The following is a 7566-nucleotide window of genomic DNA, read 5'->3' as shown; positions in this document are numbered from 1 at the left end:
GCCATGCGGGTCCGGCCCGCTATAGGGATGCCCGGGCAGAGCACATTGCCAGTTGGGCGTCACAAGGCAGAAGGCATCCCACCTTTGACTGCGCCAGGTATGTGTCACCGTCTTTTTCTCGACGACGGCGTGGTCGATCCCCGCCTGTTTCAGGTAATAGCTCACAGACAAGCCGGCCTGGCCACCGCCGACCACGATTACGCTGTAATGGCCCGGCTCGATGTTCGGTTGGTTCACTGTGACGTTTGAGAGGGACATTTTCTGTCTGCCTTTGATAGATGCGGTGAATGAAGGAGAACGCTCCGTCCTGTGGGCGCAGATCGCCAGTCAACGAAGTTCGAGCACGGTGACAGTTGCGCTATCGTCCGTGAAGCGCTCCGCCAGTTCCTCGATTTGTGCCAGCTGGTCCATGGCTGCGGAACAGGCGAATCCATACTTTTCTCGCACGCGCTCCGATGCGATGTTGAGGGCTTCTTTTGAGCGCGACACAAAATCCCGAACGGGGTAGTGAGTTCCAGGAGTGAAGAACTCGCTCACGATCACCGACGGCGAGTAGCAATCTATTTCCTGACCATCCGGCCACCGAACCTTGAAATGCATGACTGGCATAGCAAACCTCATTGATTGGCAATTGACTGCGTGGCCAGCCATTGCTCATAAAGTTGAGAATGTCGGCGTGCACTGACCGGCTGAACCGGTCGATCAGCGCGGGAACCGCGTGTACGAAGTCGAACCTTGCATCCGTCGCGTCCATGTTTCGCTCGCGCAAAGAACCCTGCCGGCGTCCTTCCAGGCGCGTCGCGGCCAGAAGGAGAGTTTCGGCTCGGGAAATTGATCAAGATGGCGCACAGTGCGAAAAAATCCGCGAATCTCGCGGCTTTGCTTCATCTCTGCCAATGCGTTGCCACTAATGCTGTCTTGCGCATGCAGGATGTCAAATTCGCCGGCGCCATTTGAGCGCAGGACTCGCTTTAACGCACGAATTCGCCCATCGACCATGTCAATGGTATTGATCGGTGCTTCATCAACGGCCGCGAGAACAACTCGGCAGCTCGAAGGGCGAAACATTCTTTCACCCTCCTGCGCCGGCGCAAAAATTGTCACGTCGAGCCCAGCTTCGACAAGTGCCTTTCCGAGTTCAAGGGTGTGTACAACCGCACCACGAGGATTGACGGAGTGGGTCAGCAGCCCAATGCGAAGCGTGCGGGTTGAAGTCATGCCGCACTCCGATGTCCGGGGCCGATAAAAGGTTTGTCACTGAAGTCCCAAAGTAGACCCGAATCGCCGTCCTGTGTGATCACTACCCGCTTGGAGGCGTCAACAGTCCCGATGACTGAGCAATCCAGCGACCTCTCCTTGAAGCTCTGGATTACCGCGTCAACGTTGCCTTCCCGAACGGACAAGATAAATCCGTAGCTCGGAAAAGCCGTGAGCCATCGGAAAAAATCCACATCGGCTGGTCGAGGAATGCTATTCAGATCAATGGTGGCCCCAACCGAAGAACATTCAAGAAGCATCATTGCGGTACCTAGCGCACCTGCCATGCTTATGTCCTTGGCGGCGTCGCACATGCCCGATTCTGCAAGTTCCGGCAAAACTTCAAGATCCCCTCTCAGTCGGTTGGGAGGCGCTTTCACCGACGCATTCCAGAAAGGGTAAGGATCTTCAAATCCGCCGCGCAAATCTGCAACCATGAGCAAACGGTCTCCGGGTCGCGCATTGAAGCTCGTCAGGAGCTTCTTCGCACGACCCAGGATTGCGACCGCAAGTTGCGCTTCCTCAGAGCGAGTGTTGCTGTGTCCGCCAATCAAAGGCACGCCGTACGCCACAGACGCCGCCGCCATTCCTGCTATTACCTCGTTCGCGCCTTCGATCCCACGACTCCATAGAGCATCCACGACGGCGATTGGACGACCACCCATGGCGTACACGTCGCTCACATTCACCATCACTCCGCTATAACCAGCGAACCAGGGCATCGTGCTGACGAAGTCGCTAACAAGGCCTTCGATTGCAAACAGCAGATAGCCGTCGCCATCGGGAATCGCCGCACAGTCATCACCCACAGCAACCGCCAGTGCCAGATCGTCGCGGCCTCCCGGCATATTCGCAGACAGCAAAGCTACGACATCGGAAATGTCGTTCTTGTGGGCAAAGCCACGGCTGGCTCGCAGGCGCTCGGCTATTGAAGCGACACTCATCGCGGCACCCCAGCCCGAACGACGAAGCCCGACTGAGGAGTGACGCAGGGCGGGTAGTGATCGAGCTGAGCCTGCATCAAATGATGCGGGCGACCGAGCAAGGTCTCTTCGCCCAGAACGTCCCACCGCAGCCGGCGGAAAAGCGGTACGTTCTGACTTTGAACGTGCGCCAGAAACCGATCACAACCCAATGCGTGAGCGCTCGTGACAGCAAGGCGAATTAGCGTAGACCCGATTTTCCCGTGACGGCGGAAGGCGGCATGGACCCCGAGCCGGGATCCGAGCCATTCGCGCGGGCCTGTCTCGTGAATGCGAACCGTACCCACGACCTGCTCGGGCAGCCCCGCTACACAGCTAACCGCGACAAGCAACTGTGCGCGCGCGTCCACTTCGTCCCGATCGTCGCCCACAAAAATACCTTGTTCGATACAGAAGACTTCTCGCCGGAGTTTATGCGCCTGCTCAATCTCCCATGGCAACGTGGCCCACTTGATCCGGTATTCGTTTGGCGAGAACGCCAACTGGACATCGTCGCGGTAGTTGTCTTCACAGAACATGGCTATGCCTCGTACGAAGACAGCGACGAACAGGCGCCACACTTGCCGCAGCCAGCCTTGATGTCGGCGGAGCGCATGTTGGCGTCGCGCAGCATCGCCCCAATCGGTGCAAGTATCGATTTCATGAATTCCGGAGTTGGAGCTGGATGATCTTCAAGCGGTGTTCCGCTGATGGGAACGAACGGGACCACGAATGGATAGACGCCAATACCAATCAGTTCTTGCGCAATATCGAGGATTGCCTGTGCGCTGTCGCCGAGGCCTGCAAGGATATAAGTGCTCACCTGACCTCGACCAAAGACAGCCACCGCTGACTTGAATGCCTCCATATAGCGCGATAGCGGCACGCTCGCTTTGCCCGGCATGATCTGGGCGCGTACCTCAGGTGTGACGACTTCCAGATGCATGCCGAGGGCGTCAATTCCACTGGCTTTCATCCGCTCGAACCAGACGTCATCGTCAGGCGGCTCGCATTGCGCCTGGATTGGAATGTCCACTGCGGCCCTGATTGCGGCTGCGCTATCGCAAAGGACCTGCGCGCCTCGATCAGGCGTCGGAGGCGTGCCCGTCGTCAGAACCATATGCTTGATGCCGTCCAGTTCAACGGCAGCGCGCGCTACTTCCGCGAGCTGCTCGGGCGACTTGTGCGCAACAGTGCGACCCGCCGCAAGAGACTGGCCAATCGCGCAAAACTTGCAGGTCTTGCGGCGACTTTCATACCGGATACAGGTTTGCAGAACGGTTGTCGCCAACACATCCGCGCTGTGCAGCGTCGCGATGTGCGAGTATGGGACGCCGTCTTGAGTCGTCAGGTCGTAAAAGCGCGGCGCCTTCGGAAAGCTGATGCTAGCGATTGGGATACTTCCACGCAGCAGCTTGCTCGAACCGCTTTCGTCCGGCTGGTCCGCCACAAAAGGCGAGTTCCAGGCGGTGCTCGTGTGGACGGGGACCATAATGGTTACCCCCTCAACGGTCACTGCCTTATGGTCCGACGGCCCGGCACCACCGCGACGGCTTGCGGCGCCGGCGCGCGGATCGACAAGCCGCAAACCGGAAGACTGGAGTTCAGTCATCAGCTTCCGACTTGCCTCAGAGAGATTTTCATTCGCGTTCAATTGTTTCCCCACTGGGTGCCCCGTTGCCTGCGGCCGCCAATTCAAGTCCGTTCATCGGCTCCATGGGAACGGCAGGACGATCATTGATTTGCAGACTGAGAAGCTCGGGGCGTGCATAGTGCCCAACCGAGTCCATCATCCGTTTGCGTTTGGTGATAAGAGACATATCAAGATCCGCGATCACCATCCCTTCGCCCTCGCGCAGAGGCTCGACGACGTGCTGCCCCTCTGGCGAAATGATTGCCGTGTTGCAACCGCCGCGCAGCGCCTTCTGGAGCTTCAGGTCAGAGGTCATCGACTCGATCTGGGCATCCGTCAACCAGCCCGTGGCATTTACAACAAAGCAGCCGGATTCCAACGCGTGGTGCCGGATCGTCACCTCAATCTGATCGGCGAATATCGGGCCTACGAGCGACCCGGGAAACTGGCTGCAATGAATCTCTTCGTGCTGCGCCATCAGGGCATATCGGGCGAGAGGGTTGTAATGCTCCCAGCATGCAAGCGCGCCAACGCGCCCGACATTGGTACTGGCTACTTTCAGGCCAGCCGCGTCACCCTGCCCCCAGACCATGCGTTCATGAAACGTCGGCGTGATTTTTCGGCGCTTCAGAACCAGACGGCCATCAGCATCGAAAATCAGCTGCGTGTTGTAGAGGCTTCCGTGATCGCGCTCGTTGACACCGAGCACGACCACCATCCGATGCATGCGAGCTCGCTCTGAGACTGCATGCGTTACAGGGCCCGGCACTACCACCGCTTCTTCGTAGAGCTTCATGTGTTCGGGTCCGGAAGCAACCGGTGTCCGAATAAACGAAAAATAGGGGTAGTACGGAACAAAGGTTTCGGGGAATACAATCAACTGCACCCCTTTACTCGCTGCCTCGTCGATCGCCGAGCAGACTTTTTCGACCGTTCCACCCGAACGCTCAAAATCTGGCGTGATCTGAACGGCGGCCGCGCGAATGACGCGCTTGTCGGACCTTGTATCGGACATGATGTTTCTCGCGCCTTAAACGGTCCAGGTGTGAATGACCAGCGCATCCTCTTTTCGATGCAGGAGTTGCAGATCAAGCACGTCAAGCGGATTGATGGGTCGAATGCCTTCAATCAGAGATGCTTCACCTTGTCCGTAGAGCGCCTGCAGCGCGAAGCGGCATGCGTACACCTTGCCACCCTCTTCCATGAATTTGACGAGCTGCTTGTTGAAGTTCATGTGCCCCGGGAAAGCTTCGTCGCCGAGAGTCGGGAAACCGCGTTGCAAACCGAGCGTGACGCCGGGTCCGTACAGCAACACAGAGGTCTCAAATCCCTTTCGTTGCAGACGCGTCGCTTGCAACAGGTTCACAAAGCCAATCGAGCCTTCAAATGCTACGGTGTGAAACGTCACCAATGCCTTTTCGCCGGGTTCGGCCTTCACGTCTTCGAACACCTTTTCCTCGTAGTCGACCAGATAGTCGCCGGCTTTGTGAAGGGGCGTATTGACTGCGGGCATAGCACTCTCCGAATGAGTCGTTGATGGAACAGCCGGGGGATCCCGGTGCTCCATCCAATGCAACAGCTATGCCAATCATTTGGAGCCTGGATGCGATCACTATCCGATCATTCCGACGGCGAAAAACGGACGATCCCGAAAAAAACATAAACTCGCTAAAAAGCCGCAACCCCCTCTCTGCTGGGGTCCGTCTGACATAGACGGTAACGCACACGCATCGGGAAAGGTCGACCCAGAGTGGTGCGTGCTTGTCGAAATGCGTGCACGCATACGATCAATGCGATCAGTTTTCGGGCTGAATGCAATATTTTGATCGCATAGCGTGGTGGGCGTGCTATTTTTAAGGCCACTACTGCCTGAATCTGATTTATATGCCGAACACCAAACATCACTGGCTCAAGAAGCTGGACGAAAGTCGCAAGCCCGCATATCTGGCAATTCCCGATCTCATAGCCGATGACCTTGCAAGCGGCCGCCTGCGCTCGGGCGACCGCCTGCCCGGCATGCGCGAACTTGCGGACGCCCTATCTCTCAATTACACGACGATTTCGCGCGCTTACGCGGAAGCGCGCAAACGCGGGCTGCTTGATACGCGCGCTGGAAGCGGCACCTTCGTCAAGGGCATTGCCAGAGCAATCGTCTCAGAGAATGCGGCCGTTGAAATGTCCATGAACATGCCTCCGGAGCCTTTTGAACTTGCCGGCAGGCTGCGAGAATCTGCGTCGGAGATGCTGAGGGAAGCGGACCCCTACCAGCTTCTGAGATATCAGGATTTTGGGGGCACCGCTGCGGATCGGGCCGCCGGGCGCAATTGGTTATCCGGAATGACACCGGGCCGCAACGAAGATACGGTCCTGGTCTGCCCCGGCATCCATAGCGCCCTTGTCGCGCTCGTCTCCCAGTTGGCCCGCCCCGGCGAAACGATATGTCTCGATTCGTTGGCTTATCCGGGCATCAAGGCGATCTGCTCGCAGCTGGGTGTCCGTCTGCAAGCGATCGCCCGCGATGACGAAGGCCCGCTGCCACATGCCTTTGAGGCGCTCTGCAAGACCGCTGCGCCTCGTGCGTTTTACTGTAATCCGACGATTCAGAACCCGAGCACGCTTACGCTATCGACATATCGCAGACAGGCGTTGGCAGAGGTCGCATTGCGTCACAACGTGCCAATCATCGAAGATGACGCATATGGGCTGCTGCCGGGCAAAGCGCCCACGTCGATTGCGTCGTTGGCCCCTGAACTCACGTACTACGTCACAGGATTCTCGAAGACCTTCGGAGCGGGACTGAGGGTGGCCTATCTGAGCGGCCCGACAGCGCGAAAGACCCAGCGTATGACCAGCGCGCTACGGGCCACCTCAGTCATGGCCAGTCCATTCACTGTGCGTCTCGCGACCCGATGGATTGAGGACGGAACAGCAAAGCAGATGCTAGATGCCATCCGAACCGAAGCGAACGCGCGGCAAGCCATTGCGGCAAGCGAGTTGGCGAAATTCTCGTTTATGGCCAACCCTGATGGCTTTCACTTGTGGCTGACGTGTCCTCCTGATACAAACCTGAGCGTCTCAGAGTTGGCGATAATCCTTCGAGAAAAAAATGTCGCCGCAGTCGCTGGCGCCGCATTCTCAACTGACGGCGACCCGCCAGACGCAATCCGTCTCTGCCTCGGTGGTCCGCAAAGCAGAGAGGGTTGCCGGGAAGGGATCAGGCGCGTTGCAGAGATGATCGAGGACCCTCATCACCTGCACGAGCCTATGATGTGACAGGGCTCTGTCAAGTTATTGGGGAAGCGGCGGTAGGATGAAGTGACGAAGAAGATAAAATCGCTTTATCACGGCCACCGCTTCCCAGCCGGCGTGACCAGCTGCGCGGTTCGCTGGTACTGATATGACTTTGCGTGTCAATAGCGATGTTGGGTTCCGGGTTGTTGCATCGACGCTTGAATTTCCTGAGGGCGGCGCGCTGGTATCTTCGCTACAGGCTCAGCCTGCGCGGTCTGGTCGAGATAATGGCGGCGCGCGGATTGTCGCTGGCACACACCACGATCATGCGGTGGGTGAAGCGTTTTACACCGGAGTTCGTGAAGCGCTGGAACCGGTTTGGCATACCCACTGGCCGGTCATGGCGTGTTGACGAGACCTATCTGAAGATTCGTGGCAAGTGGGTCTATCTCTACCGGGCGGTAGATCGGGTCGGCCAGACAG

10 protein-coding genes are annotated in these 7566 nt (G+C 57.9%); 2 read left to right on the top strand and 8 right to left on the bottom strand.

Going from position 1 to position 7566, the window contains the following annotated elements:
* The 8 genes from QOC89_RS24940 to QOC89_RS24905 all read right to left on the bottom strand — a co-directional run.
* A partial coding sequence (locus QOC89_RS24940) for an FAD-dependent monooxygenase (RefSeq protein ID WP_323047454.1) occupies positions 1-258 on the bottom strand: 258 nt, incomplete at its 3' end.
* A gap of 69 nt (positions 259-327) precedes the next feature.
* The gene (locus QOC89_RS24935) at positions 328-609 is read right to left on the bottom strand and encodes an MSMEG_0570 family nitrogen starvation response protein (RefSeq protein ID WP_323047453.1); all 282 of its coding nucleotides are present in this window, start codon (positions 607-609) and stop codon (positions 328-330) included.
* Positions 610-702: 93 nt separating this feature from the next.
* On the bottom strand, positions 703-1218 hold the full coding sequence (locus QOC89_RS24930; protein WP_323047452.1) for a glycosyltransferase: 516 nt from the start codon (positions 1216-1218) through the stop codon (positions 703-705).
* A complete protein-coding gene (locus QOC89_RS24925) occupies positions 1215-2201 on the bottom strand; it encodes a sll0787 family AIR synthase-like protein (RefSeq protein WP_323047451.1) in 987 nt (328 codons plus the stop codon). Before QOC89_RS24925 ends, QOC89_RS24930 begins: the two co-directional genes overlap by 4 nt.
* The gene (locus QOC89_RS24920) at positions 2198-2758 is read right to left on the bottom strand and encodes an MSMEG_0567/Sll0786 family nitrogen starvation N-acetyltransferase (RefSeq protein WP_323047450.1); all 561 of its coding nucleotides are present in this window, start codon (positions 2756-2758) and stop codon (positions 2198-2200) included. The genes QOC89_RS24925 and QOC89_RS24920 overlap by 4 nt, the downstream gene beginning before the upstream one ends.
* Before the next feature lie 2 nt (positions 2759-2760).
* Positions 2761-3831 carry an MSMEG_0568 family radical SAM protein gene (locus QOC89_RS24915; protein WP_323047449.1) on the bottom strand — a complete coding sequence of 357 codons (1071 nt, stop codon included), beginning with the start codon at positions 3829-3831 and terminating at the stop codon, positions 2761-2763.
* 28 nt (positions 3832-3859) lie between these two features.
* Positions 3860-4867 carry a Nit6803 family nitrilase gene (locus tag QOC89_RS24910; protein ID WP_323047448.1) on the bottom strand — a complete coding sequence of 336 codons (1008 nt, stop codon included), beginning with the start codon at positions 4865-4867 and terminating at the stop codon, positions 3860-3862.
* Between the two features lie 15 nt (positions 4868-4882).
* Entirely contained in the window at positions 4883-5365 is a 483-nt protein-coding gene (locus tag QOC89_RS24905) for an MSMEG_0572/Sll0783 family nitrogen starvation response protein (protein ID WP_323047447.1), read from the bottom strand.
* A gap of 371 nt (positions 5366-5736) precedes the next feature.
* On the opposite strand from QOC89_RS24905, the gene QOC89_RS24900 reads away from it, so the two are divergent.
* A complete protein-coding gene (locus tag QOC89_RS24900; RefSeq protein ID WP_323047446.1) occupies positions 5737-7125 on the top strand; it encodes a PLP-dependent aminotransferase family protein in 1389 nt (462 codons plus the stop codon).
* A gap of 176 nt (positions 7126-7301) precedes the next feature.
* The coding region (locus QOC89_RS24895) for a DDE-type integrase/transposase/recombinase (protein ID WP_323047445.1) at positions 7302-7566 on the top strand (265 nt) is incomplete at its 3' end.

It is taken from the genome of Paraburkholderia sp. (assembly GCF_034668105.1).
In the GTDB taxonomy this organism is placed as follows: domain Bacteria; phylum Pseudomonadota; class Gammaproteobacteria; order Burkholderiales; family Burkholderiaceae; genus Paraburkholderia.
The sequence above is the reverse complement of the archived record's forward strand: the minus strand, read 5'-3'. Positions and strand labels throughout refer to the sequence as shown.